The following is a 22,549-nucleotide window of genomic DNA, read 5'->3' as shown; positions in this document are numbered from 1 at the left end:
TTTATGATGAATCAACCGGTCTGCTCCGGAGCCATTTTTAGTTTTGCTGATAAGCCGACGGCATGCAGCGCATGCCAACCAGCGTCACAACGCAGATTATCGCGCCGGCGTAAAACGTCGAGGCGGCGCCCAGAACTTCCCACAGCACGCCCGCACCGGCGCTGGCCAGCAGCAGGGCGATGCCGCTCATCAGGTTGAACATCCCGAACGCTGTTCCGCGCAGTTCAGGCGGGGCGGTGTGCGCCACCATCGCCGCCAGCAGACCCTGCGTCATGCCCATATGAATACCCCACAGCGCGACGCCGGCTAAAAGCGTGCTCCAGTGGCTGCTGAGCGCCAGCACGATATCGGCGGCGATCAGCACCAGCAGGCCCCACTGCAGCATTTTGCTGTGGCTCATGCTGTCCGATAGTTTCCCGAATGGATAGGCGGTCAGGCTGTAAACCAGATTCATGGCGACCATCACCAGCGGAATAGCGAACAGCGGGATCGCCATCTGCTGGGCGCGCAGGACCAGAAAGGCTTCGCTGAAGCGGGCAAGGGTAAAAATCGAGCCGATAGCCACCACCCACCAGTAGGCGGCGGAAAGCTTCTTGAGATTCTCGCGGCGCAGGGGGTTAGTGCGTTTCTGGACGACCGCCGTCCTGGGCTCTTTTAATCCAAAGCCCAGTAAAGCGATAGAGAGAACGGCGGGGATCGCCGCGACCCAAAAAATAGACTGGAAATCGTTATCCCAGACAAACATCAGCGCGACGGCAAGCAGCGGCCCCAGAAAAGCGCCGATGGTATCCAGCGACTGGCGCAGCCCGTAGGCGGCTCCGCGAATTTCCGGCGGGGTGACGTCGGCGACCAGCGCATCCCGCGGCGCGCCGCGTATCCCTTTGCCCACGCGGTCGATCATCCGGGCGCTAAACACCACGCCTGAGGTGGGCGCGATGGCGAAAAGAGGCTTGCTCAGCGCACCCAGGCCATAGCCGAGCAGCGCCAGCCCTTTACGCTTGCCGACATAATCGCTGATGACGCCGGAAAACACCTTCAGTATCAGCGCGGTGGCTTCCGCGACGCCTTCGATAATGCCGATAATAATGACGCTGGCTCCCAGCGTGGTGGCCATAAATAGAGGGAGCAGGCTGTGGATCATTTCCGAGGAAACATCCATCAGCAGGCTAACGCCGCCAAGAACCCAAACCCCTTTTGGGATACGGCTTAGCGTGGCAAAACGCGGAACCATGAAGCACTCCGGATAATCATGCGGTTAAAGAGTGATTAAATCAGGTTACGCTGGCGCTGATAAGTCACGAGAAAAAATAATTCTCAATTGCATTAAGGCGCGATTGTGTGGGTATGACCGCCGGGCAATGCCATCGTTGGCTTCCCCCTGCAACGGGAAGAAGCCAACGATCCGGGAAAACTAGCGGTAAATGGCGGCACTGGCGTGAATGGCGCCGTCGCTTCCCGGTTCATGAATGAGGATCGGCTGGAAGTACTTCGCTCCCTGAGCATCGCTCTGCTGGCTAAGCGCCTGGTCGGCTTCCTGCTCGGTGGCGATGTTGTGGTTGATATAGATAACGCCGAGGCTCTGCACATCGTCCATGTTGCGGGCCTGGCGGGCATCGATTTTAATAGCAGCCAGCGCGTTGGCGCTCAACAAAAGCGCTGCCATCATGGTTATGAGGATGTATTTCATCACCTACCTCCTTATGACGCTCCTGACGTTCACCCGCTTCCCTGGGGTATGGATTGCTTCTGATCTAAGTGTAATCTCTGCCTGTCTGGCGTATCGCGACCATTTCTGATGCAGTTGTTCAAAAAATTGTCGCTTCCGTCGTTGATTAATTTTAAATCACTGGCTTAAGGTCACTTCGCGCTTAGTGCGAATTATTTGCACAATTCACTTGTCTTAAACCCCGCTCGCCCGTATTATGACGCGTCAATTTTTCAGCCGCCCTTTAACACGTTCCTTGCCTCCATGGGCCGCGGCTGACCCAGACAGGAGGCTGAATAATCCGTAAGGAGCAATTCGATGCGTCATTACGAAATCGTTTTTATGGTCCATCCTGACCAGAGCGAACAGGTTCCGGGCATGATCGAACGTTACACTGGTGCAATCACTGCAGCAGAAGGTACGATCCACCGTCTGGAAGACTGGGGCCGCCGTCAGCTGGCTTATCCGATCAACAAACTGCACAAAGCTCACTACGTTCTGCTGAACGTTGAAGCGCCGCAGGAAGCGATCGATGAGCTGGAAACTAACTTCCGCTTCAACGACGCCGTTATCCGCAGCATGGTAATGCGTACTAAGCACGCTGTTACCGAAGCATCTCCGATGGTTAAAGCGAAAGACGAGCGCCGTGAGCGTCGCGAAGATTTCGCCAACGAAACCGCAGATGATTCTGAAGCTGGGGATTCTGAAGAGTAATCCTGATGACCAACCGTCTGGAGCTGTCCGGCATTGTATGCAGGACTCCGCTTCGTAAGGTCAGCCCGTCAGGAATTCCACACTGCCAGTTCGTGCTTGAGCATCGTTCAGTGCAGGAGGAAGCCGGTTTTCACCGGCAGGCATGGTGCCAGATGCCCGTGATAATTAGCGGACACCAGAACCAGGCCATTACTCACAGTATAACGGTCGGTAGCGCAGTAATCGTTCGAGGGTTCATCTCTTGCCACAAGGCAAAGAACGGCTTGAGCAAAATGGTTCTGCATGCCGAGCAGATTGAATTGATAGATTCTGGAGACTAGCCATATGGCACGTTATTTCCGTCGTCGCAAGTTCTGCCGTTTCACCGCGGAAGGCGTTCAAGAGATCGACTATAAAGATATCGCTACGCTGAAAAACTACATCACCGAAAGCGGTAAGATTGTCCCGAGCCGTATCACCGGTACCCGTGCAAAATATCAGCGTCAGCTGGCACGCGCTATCAAACGCGCTCGCTACCTGTCCCTGCTGCCGTACACTGATCGTCATCAGTAATCGGTCACGGTCCATTAATACGACTTTGAGAGGATAAGGTAATGCAAGTTATTCTGCTTGATAAAGTAGCAAACCTGGGTAGCCTGGGTGATCAGGTTAACGTTAAAGCGGGCTATGCTCGTAACTTCCTGGTACCACAGGGTAAAGCTGTTCCTGCTACCAAGAAAAACGTTGAATTCTTCGAAGCACGCCGTGCTGAACTGGAAGCCAAACTGGCTGAAGTTCTGGGCGCTGCTAACGCACGTGCTGAAGCAATCAACGCACTGGGCACCGTTACCATCGCGTCTAAATCTGGCGACGAAGGTAAACTGTTCGGTTCCATCGGTACTCGCGACATCGCTGACGCTGTAACTGCAGCTGGCGTTGCCGTTGCTAAGAGCGAAGTTCGTCTGCCGAACGGCGTTCTGCGCACCACCGGTGAGCACGAAGTGGACTTCCAGGTTCACAGCGAAGTTTTCGCTAAACTGGTTGTTAACGTTGTAGCTGAGTAATTTTTTACTCAACTCACGTCGAGACGCCGGCCTTGTGCCGGCGTTTTGCTTTTCTGTCTTTGTCGAATCTTTTCCTGGTATGGTGGCTATTCTTAGCAACTTTCTGGATAATAAAATAAAACACTATTTTATTTCTGGTGAAGTGAATGGACGCACCCTCGATTTTTTCCCGCAAGAAAGTGGCTTATGCCTGCGCAACCCTCTGCTGTCTGCTGTGGGGAAGCTCCTATCCGGCGATTAAAAGCGGCTATGAACTGTTTCAGATTGCCACTGATGATGTGCCGTCTAAAATCGTCTTTGCTGGCTATCGCTTTCTGTTTGCCGGCGCGCTGCTGCTGCTCTTCGCGCTGGCGCAGCGTAAGCCGATTGCCCGCTTGAATCCCCGTCAGTGCGGGCAGTTGGCGATACTGGGCGTCACGCAAACCTCTATCCAGTACGTTTTCTTCTACGTTGGCCTGGCGTTTACCACCGGTGTGAAGGGATCGATTATGAACGCCACCGGTACCTTCTTCAGCGTTCTGCTGGCGCACTTTATCTATCAGAATGACAGGCTGAGCTACAACAAAGCCATCGGCTGTATTGTCGGCTTTGCCGGCGTAATGCTGGTGAATGTTAATCGTTCATTGAGCGATTTTAGCTTTGTCTGGCAGGGTGACGGCTTTGTGGTGCTGGCGGCGTTTATCCTGTCGGCGGCGACGCTGTACGGGAAGCGCATTTCGCAGACGGTTGACCCGACGGTGATGACCGGCTGGCAGCTGGCGTTTGGCGGCCTGGTACTGGTCGGCGGCGGCTATCTGACCGGCGGCACCCTTGAGGTTCACAGCGCCGCTGCTGCGCTGGTTCTGGCTTATTTGACGCTGCTCTCTTCCATCGCCTTTGCGCTATGGAGCGTGCTGCTCAAGCATAACCGGGTGAGCATGATTGCGCCGTTCAACTTTGTGGTCCCGGTCGCCGGCACCGTACTGTCGGCCATCTTCCTCGGCGAGAATATTCTTGAACTGAAATATGCGGTTGCGCTGGCGCTGGTGTGCGCCGGGATCTGGTGGGTGAATAAGCCGGGGACAACATCCGGGAAATCGCCACAGCAGGCCGGGTAAGCTACCCGGCCGTGAGGCCTTAACGGACGCGAATAAAGCTGCCGTTCGACTGGCGGGTAAATAGCACCTGCTGGCCGCCGCCGGTATCGATAGTCAGCCCGGTGACCACGCCGCTGGCGTTCTGACGGATCTGGACCGTCTGCCCGGTCTGCAGTGAGCTTAGCGGTTTACCGGCGCCTTCCACCTGGGCCATGGCGTAAACGTCGGTCGGCGGCAGGTTGTGGTCGCGGAACAGCTGCGCGAGAGTTTTCCCCGATTCAATACGGTAGGTCCGCCACTGCTGCTCGATGCCGGGAGTCGACTGCGGCTCCTGATAAGGCTGAGATGCGGTCTGCTGCGGCTGATCCGGCTCCGGTGCGACCGGCGCCACCTGATCGGCATCGTTGACCGGCGGCGTGTTGGTGATGGGCGGCAGCGGGACCGCCTGATTGCCGGAAGAGGGCTGCGACTGGGATTGCAGATTGAGATTCGCCTCGCGGCTGGCCTGAACCGGGCTGCTGTTATCCTCGGAAGGGAGCAGAACGCCGATAATTACCAGCAGCGCCCCGGCAATGATGCCGCGGCGGTGCATCGGCGGTAGCGGATCCATGAGGCGAAAATGATCCGGGGCGTGCCAGATCTTCGCCAGGGTAGATGTCAGTTCAAAGCGCCCGGGCATGGCTTTCCTCCTGCTCCGCATATTTTTATCCTGCTCTCTCTAGAGTATAGATGGCTAACTTCCTGAAGGACGAGACAAAGCTATGTTTCGTGAGGTTAACCTTATCTCTCTATTGTTTCTGTTTCCCTTAGATTTGTCATCATCCAGGCGACAAAGTTTTACCCGTCGTGCTATGGCTGATATGCTTCCCACCTCTTTTCTCCGCTCGCCGCCTTTCGCAATTTGAAGGCCCGGGAGCATGAGAATCCCCACCAAAAAAGGAACAAAGATGGCAACCCCAACTTTTGACACGATCGAAGCACAGGCAAGTTACGGTATCGGCTTGCAGGTTGGACAACAGCTGAGCGAATCTGGCCTGCAGGGGCTGCTGCCGGAAGCGCTGGTCGCGGGTATTGCTGACGCGCTGGAAGGTCAACAGCCGCAGGTGCCGGTGGAAGCCGTTCACCGCGCGCTGCGCGAAATCCACGAACGCGCTGACGCCGTGCGTCGCGAGCGTTTCCAGGAAATGGCCGCGGATGGCGAGAAATACCTGGAAGAAAACCGCGAGCGCGAAGGCGTGAACAGCACCGAGTCTGGCCTGCAGTTCCGCGTTCTGACCCAGGGCGAAGGCCCGATCCCGGCGCGTACTGATCGCGTTCGCGTTCACTACACCGGCAAGCTGATCGACGGCACCGTCTTCGATAGCTCCGTTGCGCGCGGCGAACCGGCTGAATTCCCGGTGACCGGGGTGATCGGCGGCTGGATTGAAGCGCTGACTCTGATGCCGGTGGGTTCCAAATGGGAACTGACGATTCCGCACAGCCTGGCCTACGGCGAGCGCGGCGCGGGCGCATCCATTCCTCCGTTCAGCACCCTGATTTTTGAAGTTGAACTGCTGGATATTATCTAAACAGCAGGTGCTTCCTCTCCCGTACGGGGGAGGGAGCCGCTTTAAATAGTGTAAAACCCTTAAGTTGAGCGTTTGGTGGAGCTTTATATTGCATATCTGCTTAATGGGTGTATTTTTGTGAGCTGTTTCGCGTAACCGGAGTGATATAACACTCACTTTAAACATAAAATTAACATTATATCTAAATCATAGTATTCATCCCTCCGATTCTTACCTAATATCGATAAACCCTCGTTCCGGGGTTAATACGAATGAAGGGCCAGTAGAGCCCGAACAACACAGACAGGTACAACAGGAAAAAATCACATGGTAGATCAGGTCAAAGTCGCTGCCGACGAACAGGCTCCGACTGAACAATCGCTGCGGCGAAATCTCACTAACCGGCATATTCAGCTTATTGCTATCGGTGGTGCGATTGGCACCGGGCTGTTTATGGGCTCAGGCAAAACCATCAGCCTTGCCGGGCCGTCAATTATTTTTGTTTATATGATCATCGGCTTTATGCTGTTTTTCGTCATGCGCGCCATGGGCGAACTGCTGCTGTCGAATCTCGAATACAAGTCGTTCAGCGATTTTGCCGCCGACCTGCTGGGCCCCTGGGCAGGCTATTTTACCGGCTGGACCTACTGGTTCTGCTGGGTGGTAACCGGGATGGCGGACGTGGTGGCGATCACCGCCTACGCGCAGTTCTGGTTCCCGGGACTCTCCGACTGGGTCGCCTCGCTGGCGGTCATCCTGCTGCTGCTGGGCCTTAACCTCGCCACCGTGAAGATGTTCGGCGAGATGGAGTTCTGGTTTGCGATGATCAAAATCGTCGCTATCGTGGCGCTGATTGTCGTCGGCCTGGTGATGGTGATGATGCACTTCCAGTCACCGACCGGCGTAGAAGCCTCTTTCGCCCATCTGTGGAATGACGGCGGCTGGTTCCCGAAAGGCATCAGCGGATTCTTTGCCGGCTTCCAGATAGCGGTCTTCGCCTTTGTGGGCATCGAACTGGTGGGAACCACGGCGGCGGAAACCAAAGATCCTGAGAAATCCCTGCCGCGGGCGATTAACTCAATTCCAATCCGCATCATTATGTTCTACGTCTTTGCGCTGATCGTGATTATGTCAGTGACGCCGTGGAGCTCCGTCGTGCCGTCAAAGAGCCCGTTCGTTGAGCTGTTTGTGCTGGTCGGGCTGCCGGCGGCGGCAAGCCTGATCAACTTCGTGGTGCTGACCTCGGCGGCCTCTTCCGCTAACAGCGGCGTGTTTTCCACCAGCCGTATGCTGTTCGGTCTGGCGCAGGACGGACAGGCGCCGAAAATGTTCGCCAAGCTGTCGAAGCGCGCGGTACCGGCGAAAGGCCTGACCTTCTCCTGTATGTGTCTGCTGGGCGGCGTGGTCATGCTGATGGTCAATCCAAGCGTGATCGCGGCGTTTACCATGATTACCACGGTGTCGGCGATCCTGTTTATGTTCGTCTGGACGATTATCCTGTGCTCGTATCTGGCCTATCGCAGAAAGCGTCCGCAGCTGCATGAGCAGTCCAAATATAAGATGCCGCTGGGCAAACTGATGTGCTGGGTGTGCATGGCATTCTTCGTCTTTGTGCTGGTCCTGCTGACGCTGGAAGCCGATACCCGCGAAGCGCTGATGGTGACCCCGCTGTGGTTTGTGCTGCTCGGCGCGGGCTGGCTGTTTGCCGGCAAGAAGCGCCTGGCGAAATAAAAAATCTTCGGCAGCGGTTTTTAACGTTGCTTGCAACGGTCCGTCATAAAAAAGGCCACCCGGGGTGGCCAATAAGACTGACAATGTCGAGGGCGCCTGCGGGCGCCTTTTTATTTACTTTCCGGCGAGGGCACGCGGGAACAGTACGTTATTTTCAAGGCTGATGTGCTCCATCAGGTCATCAATCAGCTCGTTGATGCCGTTGTACATCGCTTTCCAGGTAGTGCAGGCTTCCGCCGGCGGCGTCACGTTCTGCGTGATGTGCTTAATCACCTCCAGCAGCTCGCCCGCTTCATCATGCTCGCTTTCCATGACGCTGATAGGACCGCCGGCCTGCGTTCCCATGCCCTGTTTGATCATCGGGAACAGAATCTGCTCCTCTTTCATCATATGGCTGGAAAGCTCCTGGTGCAGCATGGTCAGATACTTGGTTAAGCCTTTCGGAACGTTGGGTTTGTCGGCGTGAACGCGCTCGACTTTAGTGGCCTGTAAAATCAGCTCCGGCAGCTGCTCGCGATGCCGGTCGTGATAGCGAACGATAATGTGATCGATGATTTCCGCATAGGGCGCAGCCCGCCAGTCGCGCTCTACCGGCTCTTCCGCCAGTTTGGCCAGCTCGGCTTCAATCACCGCGACGTCCAGCTCTTTGCGCGACGCCGCGCGCTCCAGCGTCTGTTTGCCGCCGCAGCAGTAGTCCATATCGTATTGACGGAACAGCGCGGAGGCGCGCGGAATCGTCAGCGCCAGCTCGCCTAAAGGTTGGTCACGGAAAGCCATAGCAGTTACCTCGTCATCAAGAATATAAGTTGTATTTTAAATGCATCTTATGTTCCTGGGAATACCCCTTTAGGATACCAGGCTATTTTTTCTCGCTGACCAGCTCCTGCAGCGCGGGCTTTTCCGGGCGGGCACGCACGGCGGACACCACGCCGAGCACCAGCAGCAGGATACCGCTGAAGGTGAGAAGCGGGGGCAGGCTCTGGCGCAGAATAAAGGTATACAGCAGTCCGGCAAGGGTTTCGAAGACGATCAGCGGCCCGAGGATCACCGTTGGCAGACGCTGGCTGGCAACGTTCCAGCACCACGCGCCGACCCATGAACAGAAGATAGCGATCGCCAGCATCAGGGTGACAAACATCGCCGGACGCGGGCCGAAGGGGAGCGGAAAGTCCGCGTGCTGGCCGTGCAGCCACCCGCAGGCGATAAGGTATCCGGCCAGGGATACCGGCAGGGTCACCAGCGCCTGCGCGGTGGCCCACATCATCGGCGGTTTATCCGGATTTTCCCGCAGCCAGCGGGCGTTGCGCAGCGCGTACCAGGCCCAGCATACCACCGAGATCAGCGCCAGCGCGATACCGGAGCCGTAGCGCCACGGGCTGAAATCGGGTAAGCCCTGATGCAGCTCGGCGATATTGACGCACGCCAGGCCGAGGGCAATACAGACCAGCGCCGGGAACAGGCGTCGCCACGGCAGCTTGCCGTCGCGCTGGCTATAGAGCAGGTTGGCGAAAACCGGCAGCACGACCGGCAGGGTGCCGATGATCATCGTCGATACCGGCGCGCCGGTACGCTGAATCGCGCTGGCCAGGCAGACGTAATAGATTAAGTTGCCCATCATGGTCAGCCCCAGCGCCGTCCACCAGTCTTTCCCGGTGAGCTGGCGCAGCCGCGCGCGGCCCAGCCAGGCCAGCGGCAGGGCGATCAGCCCCAGCGCCAGATAGCGCCCCATCGACTGTAAAACCGCCGGGTATTCCGGCACCAGTAAAGGACCCACGAATATCAATCCCCACATCAGCCCTGCCAGCAGGGCGTACAGCACACCACTAATCATCACGCCTTCCATTACTCTTTTCGTTGGCGACAGTGTAGGCGAGGCAAAAGCGGGAATATTGTATGAGGTTGCGCATTAGCGCGGGAGAACCTGCTTTTGATAACGCACCGGCGTAATGCCGTAGCGGCGGGTGAACGCGCGGGTCAGGTGCGACTGGTCGGTCAGCCCGGCGGCGAGAGCGACGTCGGCGGCGGGCATGCCGTGGGTGAGAAACGCTTTGGCGCGCCACAGGCGAATCGCCATCAGCATCTGGTGCGGCGTGACGTGAAAGTGCGCTTTGAACTGGCGTTGAAAATGGTATGGGCTCAGCGCCGCCACCTGCGCCAGCTCATCGAGGGTGACCGTACGCATATAGTTGTCGTGCAGATAGTCGCGTACCCGCTCGAAGCGGTGGCGGGCCTCGGGCAGCGCAGCGGCGTGATGGGCAAACGGACGGAAGGTATCGATGAGATCCAGCAGCAGGCCCTGCTGCGCCAGCGGATCGTCGGTATGCCACAGGCCATAGATAAGATTGCCGATTTGCCGGGAGCGCAGCGGATCCTGGCGAACCACCTCGCTGAACCACCAGTGGCGTTCGCCGGTCACCTCTTCCAGCGTATCCGGGTCGAGATAAATCATCCGATAGCGCCAGCCGTCGGTGGTCTCCGCCTCGCCGGTGTGCAGCTCATCGGGGTTCATGGTGACGATCGAGTTAACCGAAGCCACGTGCTGGCTGCCGCGATAGCGAAAACGCTCGGCGCCGAGCTCGATCGCGCCGATACCAAAGGCTTCATGGGTGTGCGGTTCAAAGGCGTAGCGGGAGATATGGGCATGGTACAGCTCAACGCCGGGCAGCTGCGCCAGATGGCGAAAGCGCGCGCTGTCTCTTTCATCACTGAACTGTTCTGGTACGCCTTGCATGCGATAACTCCCGACGGACATCCGTGCATTATTGAGGATGGCCCGCCGGGATGCTACAAAAATTAACCAGCCTGTAACTTTTACAGGATGCCTTTGATGCTATCAGCGAGGGTGGTGGTCGGGCGGCCAATCAGCGCGCTCAGGGTGCGGCTATCGTCGAACAGACCGCCTTTGGACGCGCCGGTATCAGAATCCGCCAGCATGTCAGCCAGGCCAGCGGGCAGGCCTACGCCCTTCAGCGCGGCGGCGAAGTCGGCTTCGCTGAGGTTTTGATACACCACGTTTTTACCGCTTTGTTTGCTCAGCTCAGCGGCAAGTTCGCTGAGGGTCCACGCTTCATCGCCCGCCAGCTCGTACACTTTTCCGGCATGGCCCTCTTCGGCGATAACGCGAGCGGCGGCGGCGGCGTAGTCCGCGCGGGTGGCGGAGGCGATTTTGCCGTTACCGGCCGCGCCGATAAATACGCCATGCTCAATCGACGGCGGCGCGCTGGCAAGGTAGTTTTCGGTGTACCAGCCGTTGCGCAGCAGGGCATACGCAATGCCGGAGTCGGCGAGCATTTTCTCGGTGGCGATATGCTCATCCGCCAGCCCCAGCGGGGAGGTATCGGCGTGCAGCAGGCTGGTGTAGGCGATAAATTTCACGCCGGCGGCTTTCGCCGCGTTAATCACGTTGCGGTGCTGGACGGCGCGCTGGCCAACTTCGCTGGACGAGATCAGCAGCAGTTTGTCCACGCCCTGCAGGGCGGCGGTCAGCGCGGCTTCATCGCTGTAGTCGGCCTGACGAACCACTACGCCCTTTTGGCTCAGCGATTCAGCCTTCGCCGGGTTGCGCACGATAGCCACAACCTGGCCTGCGGGGACGGTAGTTAACAGATTTTCCAGGACGTGCTGGCCAAGCTGGCCGGTTGCGCCGGTAATTGCGATCATAGGTCTTCTCCTTCGTGTTCATTGGCAGTTGTGGTAAGCTAACACCTTAACTAACTTTTAGTAAGTACGTACAAAAAGGTAAGTATGAATATGGCGAATCTGACGCTAAGCGAGCAGCTACGCAACGGCAACCTGTTTGCCGAACAGTGCCCCTCGCGGGAAGTGCTCAAGCACGTGACCAGCCGCTGGGGCGTACTGATTTTGGTGTCCCTGCGCGATGGCACCCATCGGTTTAGCGATCTGCGGCGTAAGATCGGCGGCGTCAGCGAAAAGATGCTGGCCCAGTCGCTCCAGGCGCTGGAGCAGGATGGCTTTCTTAACCGCGTGTCGTACCCGGTGGTACCGCCGCACGTTGAATATAGTCTGACTCCGCTCGGTGAGCAGGTGAGCGAGAAGGTGGCGGCGCTGGCGGACTGGATTGAGCTGAACCTGCCCGCGGTTCTGGCGAACCACGAACAGGTAGCCTGAGGGTGATGTCAGGATAGCCCCGGTAAGCGCAGCACAACCGGGGAACCGGCAATTATTTACTCAAATCCAGCTGATAAATGGCAAAGCCGATATCGTCGGTAGCCACCTGGCGCATCGGGTATTGCGCTTTCTCTTTGATAAACGCCGCGGCCTTATCGCCCGGTGAGGTTTCAAAGCGAATATCCAGCGGTACGGTGCTGTGGATCGGCGCCAGGCGCCAGTTGTTATCCGCGGCCGGATGGATCTCGCCGTTTTTCTTCGACTCCGCGCCAATCCACGCCGCCAGCACCGAGCGGTTTTCATCCGGCGAGGCGAACGCGATATGATCCTCGCCGGTGCCCTGGAATTTACCGCCGTAAGCGCGGTAGTTATTGGTGGCGACGAGGAAAGTGGCGTTCGGATCGATTGGCTTGCCGTTAAAGGTCAGGTTTTTAATTCGCTCGGCCTGCGGATTAACGGGCTGACATTCGCCGTCATAGCGCGCCGGCTGGGTGATATCGATCTGGTAGTTCACGCCATCGATGACATCGAAGTTGTAGGTGCGAAAGCCGTCCCAGTTAATCAGCGACTGCGGCTTGCTGCTGCCGGGGTCAATCTGATTGAACTGCCCGGCGGAGCACTCCAGCCACTCTTTAACCTCTTTACCGCTGACTTTCATCACCACCAGGGTGTTGGGATACAGGTAGAGGTCGGCGGCGTTGCGGAAGGTGAGCTGCCCTTTTTCCACTTCAACAAAGCTGGCGGGGTCATTTTTGCGTCCGCCGACTTTAAACGGCGCGGCGGCGGAGAGTACCGGTAGTTTCGCCAGATCCGGGTCGCCCTGAATATAGTGCTCAACGTAGGCCTTCTGGGCCATATTGACCACCTGCACGGTCGGATCGTCCTGCACCAGCGCCAGATAGCTGTACATATTGTCCGAGGATTGACCAATCGGTTTGCCGACAAACTCGCGGGTGGCGTCATGGTCGGCTTTTAGTACCGCCACCATGTTGCTGTCTTCTGCCGCCAGCGATTTCTTCGCCACCGAGTCGTAGATCGGTCGCGCTTCGGCTTTCGCTGCGCTGACCTGCCATTTACCGCTGTCGTTGTTCAGAACCAGATCGACCACCCCAAGGTGATCGCCCCACATGCCCGGCATCACTGCCGGTACTCCGTTCAGCGTACCTTTCGCGATATCCGCGCCTTTGATACCGGCAAAATCTTTGCTCGGGAAGACGGCGTGCGCGTGGCCGAACATAATGGCATCAACCCCAGGCACCTGGCTTAAATAGTAAACGGAGTTCTCCGCCATGGCCTGATACGGGTCGGCGGAAAGGCCGGAGTGGGCAATGACCACCACCACGTCCGCGCCTTTCTCACGCATTTCCGGGACAAACTTGCGTGCGGTGGCGGTAATGTCGTTGACGGTGACTTTGCCGCTGAGATTAGCTTTATCCCAGGTCATAATCTGCGGCGGTACGAAGCCGATATAGCCAATGCGCAGGGTCTGCGTTTTGCCGTCGCTATCCTGTACCTGGGTATCCTGAATCAGATAAGGCGTAAACATCGGTTGGCCGGTTTTGGCGTCAATAATATTGGCGTTCACGTAGGGGAATTTTGCCCCGGCCAGCGCTTTGTGCAGGAAGTCGAGCCCGTAGTTAAACTCGTGGTTGCCGAGGTTACCTACGACATAATCCAGGGTATTCATCGCCTTGTAGACCGGGTGAACATCACCTTCTTTCAGTCCCTTCGCCGCCATATAGTCGCCCAGCGGGCTGCCCTGAATAACGTCGCCGTTATCGACCAGCACGCTGTTTTTGGCTTCCTGGCGCGCTTTCTCAATCAGGGTTGCGGTGCGCACCAGGCCAAATTTTTCCGTGGCGCTGTCTTTGTAATAGTCAAAGTCCATCATATTACTGTGCAGATCGGTGGTTTCCATGATCCGCAAATCGACCGTCGCCGCATTTACGCTGGCGGCGATCAGCGTGGCCAGCAGCGTTGCGCTAAACTTAATCATCAGTGGCGTCCTTTTTTATGAGCAATGGCACAGAAGAAAATGTATTTACATTCTGTTGCTTACAGAAATGTGAATCATGCCAGAAAAGCGGTGAAGGAAACCGCCATCGTTATCACAGATAGCGGAACTCACAATGATGCGATATAAATAAAACAACGAGTTAACGCCACTGTAACCAGACGAGGTGGAGAATGTTAGAACAAGTATGTCAGCTAGCACGGAACGCAGGCGATGCCATCATGGAAGTTTACGATGGAAAACAGCCGATGGACGTTGCCAGCAAGAAGGACGATTCTCCGGTCACGGCCGCGGATATTGCGGCGCACAAGGTGATTATCAGCGGCCTGCTGGCGCTGACGCCCGATATTCCGGTTCTGTCGGAAGAGGACCCGCCGGCCTGGGAGGTGCGCCAGCACTGGCAGCGCTACTGGCTGGTGGACCCGCTGGACGGCACCAAAGAGTTTATCAAGCGCAACGGCGAGTTTACCGTCAATATCGCCTTGATTGAAAACGGGAAGCCGATCCTTGGCGTGGTCTACGCGCCGGTGATGAAGGTGATGTACAGCGCGGAAAAGGGCAAAGCGTGGAAAGAGGAGTGCGGCGTTCGCAAGCAGATTCAGGTCCGCGATGCGCGTCCGCCGCTGGTGGTGATTAGCCGCTCCCACGGCAATGACCCGGAGCTGCAGGAGTATCTGGAGCAGCTTGGCGAACACCAGACCACCTCAATCGGTTCATCGCTGAAGTTCTGTCTGGTCGCCGAAGGGCAGGCCCAGCTTTATCCGCGCTTCGGGCCGACCTCCACCTGGGACACCGCGGCCGGTCATGCGGTCGCCAGCGCCGCCGGGGCGCACGTTCACGACTGGCAGGGGCGTACCCTTGATTACACGCCGCGTGAATCGTTCCTCAACCCCGGCTTCCGGGTCTCTATTTATTGAGCAGCTTGTGCAGCAGGGCAACCACCTGCTGCACCTCTTCCTGGCTAAGCGCGCCGTCTTTAGCCCACTGTACGCGGCCATCTTTATCCAGCACCACGATGGCCGAACTCTCTTCATTAAGCTGCCACGCTTTGCGGACCACACCGTTGCTGTCGACGATAAACTGCGACCAGGGGTAGAGCTGCTTGTTGCTCTCAATACTGCTGCGGACAAACATGCCTGAACCCGGGATAGCGTCATCGGTATTGACGATTGTGGTGGTTTGATAGCGATCGTGCGGGAGCTTCGCGCTTTTAATCGCTTCAATCAGGGTCGCGTTTTTTTCTTTTGCCGACGAGCGCCCGGCAATATGCTGCACGACGCGCACTTTCCCCACCAGCTGCGCGCTATTCCAGCTTTTATAGCTAAACTTATCGTTGCTCAGTACCAGCTCCCCCCGATCCGCGACGCCGACCGGCGCAACGCGCTGGCCATCGACAAAGTTATGCGCCGACGCCATCAGCGGGAACAGGAGACATGAAACGGCCAGTAATCTACGTAGGGTCATGGTGTTTCCTTTTATTATCTGTGCAGGTGATCCGACCACTTGGTCTGCTTTAATCATAAGTGCGATTTATGGGCATTACCCGCAATGATGGTGCCAGTTTGCGTGTTGACGCACAATTCCGTCTAAAATCGGCGACTTATACTACCTTCATCGGATGCCTGAAACGAAAACTCTGAATTATTGTCATCATAAGGTAAATAAACTTATACAAACTGGGTATCACTCAGATTCTGGACTATAGTTTCAGGGCATTAAAATTTGCGATTCCGGTACGTGGGCTAACTGTGGCACCACAGGAGCGTAACCCTGGCAGGAGACAACAATGAAAATTTTCCAACGCTACAACCCGCTACAAGTAGCGAAGTACGTGAAGATCCTGTTCCGTGGACGTTTGTATATCAAGGACGTTGGCGCTTTTGAGTTTGATAAGGGCAAAATCCTTATCCCGAAGGTTAAGGACAAGCTGCATTTGTCAGTGATGTCTGAAGTCAACCGCCAGGTGAGCCGTCTGCAAACAGAGATGGCATAACCTGAAAAGAGGTATGACTACACGGTAAAAAGGCGGCTCCCTAAGGGAGCCGTTGATGTTTCTGGACCTATCCCTTCATTTCCGCATAGCGTTTACGGTACTCGCCCGGGGGAATGCCGTTATGTTTACGGAAAATGCGCGTGAAATAGACCGGGTCTCCGTAACCTACCGACAGGGCGATTTTGTTAAGCGGCAGGGAGGTGCTCTGGATCAGCCACCTCGCGCGGTTGATGCGCTGCGCCTCGCGCCAGGCGTAAACCGTTTGCCCCAGCTCATTTTTGAACAAATGCGCCAGCCGCGAAGGGGAGAGAAAAACCATCGCCGCCAGGGTCTCGATCTTCATCTCCTGGGCAATATGTTCGTTAAGATAGTCGCACACCGCGTTAATCCGCGGGTCGTGGGCGTGGCGGTTGCTGATCGGCTGTCGCTGAAAGCAGTTCAGGATCAGGCGCTCCAGCGCATTCATCGCCAGCGCCTCCGACAGCGGGGCGGAGGCGGAGTGGTGGCGGATAACTTCATAGAACAGATCGCGCAGACTCTGCAACTGCTCAGGATCGTTGACCGTAGTTTTACCAATGCCGTGGGTCGTTTGATCCCATTTTAGCCAGTCTATCCAGTAGGGCCGGGGGATGAAGTAGATCCATAAATGATCCCAGTATTCGCTGTGTTCGTCCCGTCCGTAATGGTGCGGAACGCCGGGTGGGAAGAGCAGCAGATCGTTTTCACGACACAGAAGGGAGCCGTCTCCCGCTTTCGCGCGCGCCTGGCCGCGCAGCGTCAGATTGATGATGTAACCTTTCATCCCCTGCGGGCGGTTTATGTAGTAGTCCAGCTTTGAGCCGCGGGTGATGGGGGTAAAGCCGGCGACGACCCAGGCGTTGAAGGTAAAGGTCTTCATCAATGGCGAGAAGTTCAGTAGCTCATTGATATCCAGTTCCATCGTTTCTCCCGCCCGAGCGCCGCCGCCCGCTTAACTTTCGATGATAGTAAATTCCCATGCTTTGAGGCGCAACGGCTGACCGCAGCTAACTTTTTCCCCGCTCAACAGCGCGTTGCCCGATGTCTCGCTGATAAACGCCTGCGGTTCGCCGGAGTAGTTGAACAGGAAGTGGATGCTGTTGCCGTTTCGGTTGCGCATCTTTTTGACCACCAGCGGATAGCGGTAGGCCGATGTACGTGAACGCAGATCCAGTCCTGCGGTCAGCCGATCGAACAGCTGGCTAATCAGCGTTTTCTGCGGCAGGAAGCCAACGTAAATCGCCCGACCCTGAGCGTAATCCGCCTCGGTGGCGGCGGCATAGTCGCCCCATGCCGGATGCTGATAGCGCAGTAGCGTACGGGTACCGGCGTCCGGCGTCAGCAGCTCCATCCACAGCTCGGCCTGATTGTCTTGACGGCAATCAATGTCCGCGCTGCAGGCGCTTACCGTGGTTTCTTCCGGCAGGGTGAATTGACTGTAGCTCACGCCGCAGCTCTCGCGCAAAATTCCCGGCTGCGCGCCGCTGCGCACCTTCACGTTTTCATCGCTAAAGCCTGATTTAAAGCCGATCAGCGCTCTGCCGCCCTGCTCGATATAGCGGTTGATGCGCGTCAGCAGGCCATCATCGGCGGCGTAGAGTCCGGGTACGATCAGCGCGCGGTAGCGCGCGGTTTCCTCGTTAACGTCGTGGATAATATCGAGGCTGATATTGTGGTCGTATAGCGCATCGTGGAAGCGGCGGAAAATATCGTTATAAATATTGCCCTGCGCGTCGCCGGGACGGAACTGGTTAAGGGCGTCCATCGCCTCATTGCTTATCAGCAGCGCGACGTCGTTTTCTGCCTTCAGCTCCGCCAGCTGCGGCGACAGGCGGGCAAAGTCAGCCCCGATAGTGGTGGCCTCCTGCCAGGTCGCGTTGCGCGAGAAGTCGTGGCTTAACAGCCCCTTCCAGTAGGTCTCGAACGCGTTATGAATCGAATGCCAGTGCCAGTAAGAGACCATTGCCGCCCCCGATGCCACGTGGCTAAAAGCCTGCAGGCGCAGCTGGCCCGGATAAGGTGTCCACTGGGCAAAGCCCTGCGCCTGGGTTTCCAGCACGAAGTAATTCTTACCCTGCTTTAGCGAACGCGTAATGGCGCCGCCAAACGCGATTTCTCGCCCGGTCAGGTGTTTCTGGCTCGGGTGATAGATATCGACACCGGCAATATCCAGCGTCTGTGCCGCCGCAAAATGGTCAACTCGCGGCTGCACGCCGTAGGAGTAGCCGCGCCATTCAAAATCGAAGTTGTGGGTGACGAACTGATGCGGCTGGGCATATTCGCGCACGATCTCCGCCTGCCAGGCGAGATACTCCGTCACCTGCTGGCGCTGGTAGCGGGAGAACGCGCAGGCGAGGCTGGCGTTGATAGTGTTTTCGACCGGCGGAAAATCCTGCCAGCTATCGATGCGGTTGCTCCAGTAGTCCAGACCAAAATCGTTATTCAACCGGTCAAGATCGGGGTATTTTTCCCGCAGGCTGCGTACAAAACCCTCCTGCATATGGCGGCCGATATTATCGTAATGCTTGGTTTCGTTATCCAGCTGCCAGCCAATAATCGCCGGATGGTGCTGCACGTGCGCCATTAGCGTACGGATAATCTTTTCGGCATAGCGGCGAAAGGTCGGGTTGACGATATCCATAATCTGGCGCGGGCCATATTTTTGCTGCCCGTTGACGGTAGTGACCAGAATATCCGGGTGCTTCGCCGCCAGCCAGGCCGGGACGGCGTAGGTTGGCGTGCCGATAATCACCGCGATCCCCGCTTTATGCATGGCATTCAGCACCCGGTCGATATGGTAGAAGTTATATTCGCCCTCCCGGGGCTCCAGCGTACTCCAGGTCGATTCGGCAATCCGCACCACGTTAATGCCCGTTTCCTGCATTAAGGCGATATCTTTCGCCAGCCGATCTTCCGGCATATATTCATCGTAATAGGCCACGCCATAAAATAAATCAGACATACAGGTTACCTCCTTAAATTAATGCGCGGGCGCCGGCTGCGGGGCAAAAGCGCGCGCTTTGTCCAGCGTAATAAATGAAATCAGGGTAAAGCACAGGGCGATACCGCCGAGCACGATATAGCTGCTGGTAAAGCCCATGCTCTGGTACATATGACCGATGCCGGTAGAAAGGAAAATAGAGCTAAAGCTTTTCGAAAACTGGAAGCCGATTAAATAAACCGTGGCCGAAAGCAGCGGGTTGAAGTTGGCAGTAATATATTTCAGCGCGGCGACGAGTAATACCGAGCTCTCAAAACCGTGCAGCAGTTTAATCAGGCTAATGGACACCGGACCCATAGCCCAGGCCGAGCCGATAATGCGCAGACTCATGATCATTCCGCAGTACAGCAGAGCATTTTTCGGGCCGATTTTATTCACGAACCATGGGGCGAAAAACATCACGACCGCATCAAGGAAAATCTGACCTGTGGTTAAATAGCCGAAGACTTCCGCGCCGCGCGCTTTGCTCTCAAAGAAGTGGCTGTAATAGATGGCGAACTGCTGGTCGTAGGTTTCATATACCGCGCCGACGCCGATCGTGTAGATCGCGAAGAACCAGAATTTCTTCATTTTCAGCAGCGAGGTGGCGTCGCTCAGGGTGACCGGCGAGGCTTTACTACTGTGTATCGCGCCTTGTTTATTCGCGCTAATCTGCATTTTCCAGACAATGACCAGCAGGCATACGCCGGCACCGCTGGCCAGCCAGAAAATCATGTTCTGGTCGATCCCGTAGAGCTTGCCTGCCGCGAAGGTGCCGATAGCCGCGCCAATGCCGCCAAACATTCTGGCGCGACCAAACTCAAAACCGGAAGCGCGGCTGACTTTATCAATGTAAGCTTCGCAAATACCGCAGCCTGCGCCGTAGGCCATGCCAATATAGATGCCGCCCGCCAGCGCCCCGAGAAAAACGTTAACTTTTAATAATGGCGCAAAGACGTAGATCCAGTAGGGGGCAAAGAGGGTAATAATGATGGCCAGCAGCCACATCAGATTTTTACGATAGACCAGCCTGTCGGATATAAAACCGAATAGTGGTTGAACGCAAACGGCAATAATCGCGGTAAAGGAATAAACCAGACCGACGTCAGTGTAATTAATGCCGATGGTTTCCGTTAACCACAATGATAAATAAGGATAGCAGCATCCCCAGCCAATAAAGAAGAACAGGAAGAACAGACAGCTTATATAGTAGTTTTTATTTGATTCTATCATGGTAACCCTCGCTTCCTTTATTCAGGAATATGATCGTGTAGACGCGAGCAAAGTTACCTTTTTGCGCAGAGGGGAGTCATGAACGTTTCGCTGTGGAGCAGTAAAAATCTGCTATTGCCCGAGGGGCGTGAGCAGCCTCACATTCGGACAATAAAAAAGGCGGATTTTCATCCGCCTTGTCGGTTCGTCAACGGTTTTACGCTGACTCTTTATCGCTGTTGGCCGCATCCGGCAGCTTGGGCACCAGCACCGTCGGCTTATTGTCGATACGGGTCACCAGCAGCTGATCGATGCGGTAGTTGTCGATATCCACCACTTCGAACTTATAGCCGGAGAATTTCACCGCGTCGGTGCGCTTGGGAATTTTACGCAGCATAAACATCATAAAGCCGCCGATGGTCTCGTAATTGCCGGACTGCGGGAAATCATCGATATCCAGCACCCGCATCACGTCGTCGATCGGCGTTCCGCCGTCAATGAGCCAGGAGTTTTCATCGCGCGCGACGATCTGCTCTTCCAGCCCCTGGCCGACGAGGTCGCCCATCAGGGTGGTCATCACGTCGTTCAGGGTGATAATCCCGACCACCAGCGCATATTCGTTCATGATCACGGCGAAGTCTTCACCGGCGGTTTTAAAGCTTTCCAGCGCTTCAGACAGCGTCAGGGTATCCGGGACAATCAGCGTATTGCGAATCTGCACGCCGCCGGTCAGCACCAGACTCTGGTTTGCCAGCACGCGGTTCAGCAGGTCTTTGGAGTCAACGTAGCCGATGATGTGGTCGATATCTTCATTACAGACCAGGAACTTAGAGTGCGGATGCTCCGCGACCTTATTCTTCAGGCTCTGTTCATCTTCGTGAAGATCGAACCAGATGACGTTTTCACGCGAGGTCATCGATGAAGGCACGGTGCGCGATTCCAGTTCGAACACGTTCTCAATCAGCTCATGCTCCTGCTTACGCAGCACCCCTGCCAGCGCGCCGGCTTCCACCACGGCGTAAATATCATCGGAGGTAATGTCGTCTTTACGCACCATCGGAATTTTGAACAGGCGGAAGATATTGTTGGCCATGCCGTTAAACAACCACACCAGCGGGCGGAAGAGAAACAGGCAGAAGCGCATCGGGTTGATGATGCGTAAAGCGACGGCTTCAGGCGCGATCATACCGATGCGTTTCGGAGTCAGGTCAGCAAACAGAATGAACAGGCTGGTGACCAGGGTAAAGGAGATAATAAAGCTCAGCTGCTCGGAGAGCTCCGGGGACATATAGCGGCTAAAGAGGCTGTTAAACGCCGGCGAAAATGCCGCATCGCCGACGATACCGCCGAGAATCGCTACCGCGTTGAGGCCGATTTGCACCACGGTAAAGAACATCCCGGGGTTTTCCTGCATCTTCAGCACGCGTTGAGCGTTGATGTTGCCGTCATCGGCCAGCAGCTTGAGTTTGATTTTACGTGATGCGGCCAGCGAGATTTCCGATATCGAAAAGAACGCACTGACGGCTATCAGACAAAGTATTACTAAAATACTGTTTAACATATCTTATCTGACCGTTGAGATCAGATCCTCGGAAGGGAAGTGGATAACGCTAAGTGGAATTCACAAAAAGCCGGTCCGAAGGCTCTGGACCGGCGATAGCACGGCGTAGTATAGCGTAAGGTACTGTAAAGCCGCCAGAGCGTAAATTATTCAATCCGGCGGCCTGCCCTACGGTGCAGCCGCATCAGGCCTGCGGCGGCAAACAAACCCCAATTCCGCCAATGCCGCAGTATCCGTACGGATTTTTATGCAGATACTGCTGATGATCGTCTTCCGCATAGTAGAACGGCTTCGCCGTCGCGATCTCGGTGGTGATAGTGCGCGGGTCGTTGGCTTCATTCATTGCCGCCTGGAAACGCGCCAGGCTGGCCTTCGCCGCCTCGCTCTGCTCAGGCGTTAGCGGATAAATCGCGGAGCGATACTGCGTTCCGCGGTCGTTACCCTGCTGCATGCCCTGCGCCGGGTCGTGATTTTCCCAGAATACCTGGAGCAGCTGCTCATAGCTGATAACCTGCGGATCGTAGACCACGCGCACGGCTTCAGCATGGCCGGTCTCGCCGCTGCAGACTTCGCGGTAGGTCGGGTTGGGCGTATAGCCGCCGGTATAGCCGGCGGCGGTGCTATAAACGCCGGGCAGCTGCCAGAACAGGCGTTCAACGCCCCAGAAGCAGCCCATAGCAAACAGAGCGACTTCCATTCCTGCGGGAACGTTGGTCATCGAGTGACCATTGACGGCGTGGAGCGTAGCCACCGGCATCGGCGTGTTGCGTCCCGGCAGCGCGTCCGCTTGGGCGACAAGATGCGTTTTATCAAATAGACTCACGGTG

The 22,549-nt window shown here is 56.4% G+C and carries 24 protein-coding genes; 10 read left to right on the top strand and 14 right to left on the bottom strand.

Annotated elements, in window-relative coordinates:
- Positions 1-37: 37 nt before the first annotated feature.
- Together ABLU96_RS07965 and ABLU96_RS07960 are read right to left on the bottom strand one after the other, a co-directional pair.
- Complete coding sequence (locus ABLU96_RS07965; protein WP_047724774.1) at positions 38-1,231, bottom strand: MFS transporter; 1,194 nt, start codon at positions 1,229-1,231, stop codon at positions 38-40.
- A 180-nt stretch (positions 1,232-1,411) separates the two neighbouring features.
- Positions 1,412-1,687 carry a DUF1471 domain-containing protein gene (locus tag ABLU96_RS07960; RefSeq protein WP_004098000.1) on the bottom strand — a complete coding sequence of 92 codons (276 nt, stop codon included), beginning with the start codon at positions 1,685-1,687 and terminating at the stop codon, positions 1,412-1,414.
- A gap of 336 nt (positions 1,688-2,023) precedes the next feature.
- On the opposite strand from ABLU96_RS07960, the gene rpsF reads away from it, so the two are divergent.
- The 5 genes from rpsF to ABLU96_RS07935 all read left to right on the top strand — a co-directional run bounded on the left by rpsF (position 2,024) and on the right by ABLU96_RS07935 (position 4,559).
- A complete protein-coding gene (gene rpsF / locus ABLU96_RS07955) occupies positions 2,024-2,419 on the top strand; it encodes a 30S ribosomal protein S6 (protein WP_004098001.1) in 396 nt (131 codons plus the stop codon).
- Positions 2,420-2,424: 5 nt separating this feature from the next.
- On the top strand, positions 2,425-2,739 hold the full coding sequence (gene priB, locus ABLU96_RS07950; RefSeq protein WP_004098002.1) for a primosomal replication protein N: 315 nt from the start codon (positions 2,425-2,427) through the stop codon (positions 2,737-2,739).
- A 4-nt stretch (positions 2,740-2,743) separates the two neighbouring features.
- Positions 2,744-2,971, top strand: a complete 228-nt coding sequence (gene rpsR / locus ABLU96_RS07945; protein ID WP_000135199.1) for a 30S ribosomal protein S18 — start codon at positions 2,744-2,746, stop codon at positions 2,969-2,971.
- A 41-nt stretch (positions 2,972-3,012) separates the two neighbouring features.
- Complete coding sequence (rplI, locus tag ABLU96_RS07940) at positions 3,013-3,462, top strand: 50S ribosomal protein L9 (protein WP_004098003.1); 450 nt, start codon at positions 3,013-3,015, stop codon at positions 3,460-3,462.
- Positions 3,463-3,608: 146 nt separating this feature from the next.
- Positions 3,609-4,559 carry a DMT family transporter gene (locus ABLU96_RS07935; RefSeq protein ID WP_009652306.1) on the top strand — a complete coding sequence of 317 codons (951 nt, stop codon included), beginning with the start codon at positions 3,609-3,611 and terminating at the stop codon, positions 4,557-4,559.
- Positions 4,560-4,578: 19 nt separating this feature from the next.
- Here the strand turns inward: ABLU96_RS07935 and ABLU96_RS07930 are convergent, their stop codons facing one another.
- The gene (locus tag ABLU96_RS07930) at positions 4,579-5,217 is read right to left on the bottom strand and encodes a LysM-like peptidoglycan-binding domain-containing protein (protein ID WP_348862429.1); all 639 of its coding nucleotides are present in this window, start codon (positions 5,215-5,217) and stop codon (positions 4,579-4,581) included.
- A gap of 268 nt (positions 5,218-5,485) precedes the next feature.
- On the opposite strand from ABLU96_RS07930, the gene fklB reads away from it, so the two are divergent.
- Together fklB and cycA are read left to right on the top strand one after the other, a co-directional pair.
- Positions 5,486-6,106: an FKBP-type peptidyl-prolyl cis-trans isomerase gene (fklB, locus tag ABLU96_RS07925; protein ID WP_004871077.1), complete on the top strand. Its 621-nt coding sequence runs from the start codon at positions 5,486-5,488 to the stop codon at positions 6,104-6,106.
- A gap of 306 nt (positions 6,107-6,412) precedes the next feature.
- A complete protein-coding gene (gene cycA, locus ABLU96_RS07920; RefSeq protein WP_004128150.1) occupies positions 6,413-7,816 on the top strand; it encodes a D-serine/D-alanine/glycine transporter in 1,404 nt (467 codons plus the stop codon).
- Positions 7,817-7,930: 114 nt separating this feature from the next.
- On the opposite strand, the gene ytfE is transcribed toward cycA, so the two are convergent.
- The 4 genes from ytfE to ABLU96_RS07900 all read right to left on the bottom strand — a co-directional run bounded on the left by ytfE (position 7,931) and on the right by ABLU96_RS07900 (position 11,476).
- The gene (ytfE, locus tag ABLU96_RS07915; protein ID WP_014227630.1) at positions 7,931-8,593 is read right to left on the bottom strand and encodes an iron-sulfur cluster repair protein YtfE; all 663 of its coding nucleotides are present in this window, start codon (positions 8,591-8,593) and stop codon (positions 7,931-7,933) included.
- A gap of 82 nt (positions 8,594-8,675) precedes the next feature.
- Positions 8,676-9,647: a DMT family transporter gene (locus tag ABLU96_RS07910; RefSeq protein WP_064405995.1), complete on the bottom strand. Its 972-nt coding sequence runs from the start codon at positions 9,645-9,647 to the stop codon at positions 8,676-8,678.
- A gap of 75 nt (positions 9,648-9,722) precedes the next feature.
- A complete protein-coding gene (locus ABLU96_RS07905; protein ID WP_046876860.1) occupies positions 9,723-10,547 on the bottom strand; it encodes an AraC family transcriptional regulator in 825 nt (274 codons plus the stop codon).
- Between the two features lie 80 nt (positions 10,548-10,627).
- The gene (locus tag ABLU96_RS07900; protein ID WP_014837199.1) at positions 10,628-11,476 is read right to left on the bottom strand and encodes an SDR family oxidoreductase; all 849 of its coding nucleotides are present in this window, start codon (positions 11,474-11,476) and stop codon (positions 10,628-10,630) included.
- A gap of 90 nt (positions 11,477-11,566) precedes the next feature.
- On the opposite strand from ABLU96_RS07900, the gene ABLU96_RS07895 reads away from it, so the two are divergent.
- Positions 11,567-11,944: a helix-turn-helix domain-containing protein gene (locus tag ABLU96_RS07895; protein ID WP_004098015.1), complete on the top strand. Its 378-nt coding sequence runs from the start codon at positions 11,567-11,569 to the stop codon at positions 11,942-11,944.
- A 52-nt stretch (positions 11,945-11,996) separates the two neighbouring features.
- Here ABLU96_RS07895 and ABLU96_RS07890 read toward each other — a convergent pair whose 3' ends face one another.
- The gene (locus ABLU96_RS07890; protein ID WP_049069025.1) at positions 11,997-13,940 is read right to left on the bottom strand and encodes a bifunctional 2',3'-cyclic-nucleotide 2'-phosphodiesterase/3'-nucleotidase; all 1,944 of its coding nucleotides are present in this window, start codon (positions 13,938-13,940) and stop codon (positions 11,997-11,999) included.
- Between the two features lie 191 nt (positions 13,941-14,131).
- Between ABLU96_RS07890 and cysQ the strand changes: the two genes are divergently transcribed.
- The gene (gene cysQ / locus ABLU96_RS07885) at positions 14,132-14,875 is read left to right on the top strand and encodes a 3'(2'),5'-bisphosphate nucleotidase CysQ (RefSeq protein WP_004098019.1); all 744 of its coding nucleotides are present in this window, start codon (positions 14,132-14,134) and stop codon (positions 14,873-14,875) included.
- On the opposite strand, the gene ABLU96_RS07880 is transcribed toward cysQ, so the two are convergent.
- Complete coding sequence (locus tag ABLU96_RS07880) at positions 14,865-15,422, bottom strand: YtfJ family protein (RefSeq protein WP_025107624.1); 558 nt, start codon at positions 15,420-15,422, stop codon at positions 14,865-14,867. The two genes, cysQ and ABLU96_RS07880, sit on opposite strands and share 11 nt — an antisense overlap.
- A gap of 322 nt (positions 15,423-15,744) precedes the next feature.
- Here ABLU96_RS07880 and ABLU96_RS07875 point away from each other — a divergent pair, with 322 nt between their 5' ends.
- Positions 15,745-15,951, top strand: a complete 207-nt coding sequence (locus tag ABLU96_RS07875; protein ID WP_004098023.1) for a DUF1107 domain-containing protein — start codon at positions 15,745-15,747, stop codon at positions 15,949-15,951.
- Positions 15,952-16,018: 67 nt separating this feature from the next.
- Here the strand turns inward: ABLU96_RS07875 and araC are convergent, their stop codons facing one another.
- The 5 genes from araC to msrA form a co-directional block, all read right to left on the bottom strand.
- A complete protein-coding gene (gene araC / locus ABLU96_RS07870) occupies positions 16,019-16,891 on the bottom strand; it encodes an arabinose operon transcriptional regulator AraC (RefSeq protein ID WP_004098024.1) in 873 nt (290 codons plus the stop codon).
- 30 nt (positions 16,892-16,921) lie between these two features.
- Entirely contained in the window at positions 16,922-18,931 is a 2,010-nt protein-coding gene (locus ABLU96_RS07865) for a beta-galactosidase (protein ID WP_064405979.1), read from the bottom strand.
- A gap of 18 nt (positions 18,932-18,949) precedes the next feature.
- Positions 18,950-20,182 (bottom strand): oligosaccharide MFS transporter, encoded by a 1,233-nt coding sequence (locus tag ABLU96_RS07860; protein ID WP_014837204.1) that lies wholly within the window; start codon positions 20,180-20,182, stop codon positions 18,950-18,952.
- 196 nt (positions 20,183-20,378) lie between these two features.
- Positions 20,379-21,722, bottom strand: coding sequence for a hemolysin family protein (locus ABLU96_RS07855; protein WP_025107621.1), 1,344 nt, complete (start codon positions 21,720-21,722; stop codon positions 20,379-20,381).
- A 184-nt stretch (positions 21,723-21,906) separates the two neighbouring features.
- Positions 21,907-22,545, bottom strand: coding sequence for a peptide-methionine (S)-S-oxide reductase MsrA (msrA, locus tag ABLU96_RS07850; protein ID WP_014227641.1), 639 nt, complete (start codon positions 22,543-22,545; stop codon positions 21,907-21,909).
- Positions 22,546-22,549 lie beyond the last annotated feature (4 nt).

Source organism: Klebsiella sp. CN_Kp106, assembly GCF_040064575.1.
Classification (GTDB): Bacteria; Pseudomonadota; Gammaproteobacteria; order Enterobacterales; family Enterobacteriaceae; genus Klebsiella; species Klebsiella michiganensis.
This window is presented reverse-complemented; position numbering and strand designations above follow the sequence as displayed.

Bases quoted from the DNA above. Each gene is read 5' to 3' on its own strand.
- ABLU96_RS07965 (WP_047724774.1), bottom strand. From the start codon at position 1,231: ATGGTTCCGCGTTTTGCCACGCTAAGCCGTATCCCAAAAGGGGTTTGG.
- rplI (WP_004098003.1), top strand. From the start codon at position 3,013: ATGCAAGTTATTCTGCTTGATAAAGTAGCAAACCTGGGTAGCCTGGGT.
- ABLU96_RS07935 (WP_009652306.1), top strand. From the start codon at position 3,609: ATGGACGCACCCTCGATTTTTTCCCGCAAGAAAGTGGCTTATGCCTGC.
- ABLU96_RS07880 (WP_025107624.1), bottom strand. From the start codon at position 15,422: ATGACCCTACGTAGATTACTGGCCGTTTCATGTCTCCTGTTCCCGCTG.
- rpsR (WP_000135199.1), top strand. From the start codon at position 2,744: ATGGCACGTTATTTCCGTCGTCGCAAGTTCTGCCGTTTCACCGCGGAA.
- ABLU96_RS07865 (WP_064405979.1), bottom strand. From the start codon at position 18,931: ATGTCTGATTTATTTTATGGCGTGGCCTATTACGATGAATATATGCCG.
- cycA (WP_004128150.1), top strand. From the start codon at position 6,413: ATGGTAGATCAGGTCAAAGTCGCTGCCGACGAACAGGCTCCGACTGAA.
- ABLU96_RS07855 (WP_025107621.1), bottom strand. From the start codon at position 21,722: ATGTTAAACAGTATTTTAGTAATACTTTGTCTGATAGCCGTCAGTGCG.
- ABLU96_RS07960 (WP_004098000.1), bottom strand. From the start codon at position 1,687: ATGAAATACATCCTCATAACCATGATGGCAGCGCTTTTGTTGAGCGCC.
- fklB (WP_004871077.1), top strand. From the start codon at position 5,486: ATGGCAACCCCAACTTTTGACACGATCGAAGCACAGGCAAGTTACGGT.
- ABLU96_RS07875 (WP_004098023.1), top strand. From the start codon at position 15,745: ATGAAAATTTTCCAACGCTACAACCCGCTACAAGTAGCGAAGTACGTG.
- ytfE (WP_014227630.1), bottom strand. From the start codon at position 8,593: ATGGCTTTCCGTGACCAACCTTTAGGCGAGCTGGCGCTGACGATTCCG.
- araC (WP_004098024.1), bottom strand. From the start codon at position 16,891: ATGGAACTGGATATCAATGAGCTACTGAACTTCTCGCCATTGATGAAG.
- ABLU96_RS07890 (WP_049069025.1), bottom strand. From the start codon at position 13,940: ATGATTAAGTTTAGCGCAACGCTGCTGGCCACGCTGATCGCCGCCAGC.
- ABLU96_RS07895 (WP_004098015.1), top strand. From the start codon at position 11,567: ATGGCGAATCTGACGCTAAGCGAGCAGCTACGCAACGGCAACCTGTTT.
- ABLU96_RS07905 (WP_046876860.1), bottom strand. From the start codon at position 10,547: ATGCAAGGCGTACCAGAACAGTTCAGTGATGAAAGAGACAGCGCGCGC.
- ABLU96_RS07910 (WP_064405995.1), bottom strand. From the start codon at position 9,647: ATGATTAGTGGTGTGCTGTACGCCCTGCTGGCAGGGCTGATGTGGGGA.
- cysQ (WP_004098019.1), top strand. From the start codon at position 14,132: ATGTTAGAACAAGTATGTCAGCTAGCACGGAACGCAGGCGATGCCATC.
- rpsF (WP_004098001.1), top strand. From the start codon at position 2,024: ATGCGTCATTACGAAATCGTTTTTATGGTCCATCCTGACCAGAGCGAA.
- ABLU96_RS07860 (WP_014837204.1), bottom strand. From the start codon at position 20,182: ATGATAGAATCAAATAAAAACTACTATATAAGCTGTCTGTTCTTCCTG.
- ABLU96_RS07900 (WP_014837199.1), bottom strand. From the start codon at position 11,476: ATGATCGCAATTACCGGCGCAACCGGCCAGCTTGGCCAGCACGTCCTG.
- ABLU96_RS07930 (WP_348862429.1), bottom strand. From the start codon at position 5,217: ATGCCCGGGCGCTTTGAACTGACATCTACCCTGGCGAAGATCTGGCAC.
- priB (WP_004098002.1), top strand. From the start codon at position 2,425: ATGACCAACCGTCTGGAGCTGTCCGGCATTGTATGCAGGACTCCGCTT.